The sequence below is a fragment of the Streptomyces nanhaiensis genome (assembly GCF_046614825.1).
In the GTDB taxonomy this organism is placed as follows: domain Bacteria; phylum Actinomycetota; class Actinomycetes; order Streptomycetales; family Streptomycetaceae; genus Streptomyces; species Streptomyces radiopugnans.
Map to the genome: position 1 here is coordinate 1 of NZ_JBKJFM010000370.1, position 828 is coordinate 828.

An 828-nucleotide genomic window follows, 5' to 3' on the forward strand; every position below is an offset into this window, starting at 1 on the left:
GGCGCGGGCCCCGGCCGCCAGCTCGGCGCGGCGGCCGGGCGGGCAGGCGGTGGGCCGGGAGCCGATCCGGGCGGCCAGGGAGCGGTCGGCCGACAGCCGCGCGGCCAGGGCGCGGATCTCCTCGTCGCGGGCGGCGGCGCGCTCGCGCAGCCGGCGGCGCTCGTCGTCGGCCGCGTGCTCGTCGTGCATGGCCGGGTTGGGCGGTACGAGGAACACGCCGGAGCCGCCGGGGGTCCCGGCGTCCTGGCTCCCGGGTGCGGGGACGGGTGCCAGCAGCGCGGCGGCGGTGCCGACGGCGACGGCCGAGCGGGGCAGCAGGGCCGCGCCCGACAGGACCTCCCGGGCGCGGGCGTGGCTTCCGGGGTCGGTGATGACGACGCCGTCGACCAGTTCGGGCCGGGCGGCCAGGACGGCGGCGTGGTCGGCCGGGTCCACGGACTGGGCGAGGTAGCGCCAGCCCGGCAGGGCGGGGATGCCGTGCTCGCCCAGGTACTCGACGGTGGCCAGGACGTCGGGGCCGGGCGGCAGCAGTCCGCCGTCGCCGAGGGCGCCGAGGATGCGGGAGTCGTCGGCGGCGGCCGTGCGCAGGTCGAACAGCTGGCGCTCGGCGGCCGCGACCGACTCCTCCAGCAGCTCGCGCAGGGTCTCGGCGTTGCGGTCCAGCCCTTCGGCGTCCAGCGCGCCGGCGGGGCCGGACCCGCCGGGGCCGGGTTCGGCGGGACCGGGTTCGGAACCGGGCTCCGGGGAAGCCTCCGGCCGGTCGCCGCCGGGCAGCCCCAGCAGCTCGGCCAGGCGCTCCTCGGCGCCCAGGGCCTCGGCGGCGCGCCG

The 828-nt window shown here is 81.2% G+C and carries 1 pseudogene; it reads right to left on the reverse strand.

From position 1 onward, the window contains the following. Positions 1-828 (reverse strand): annotated as a pseudogene (locus ACLIYP_RS30645) (hypothetical protein); the annotation flags it as partial.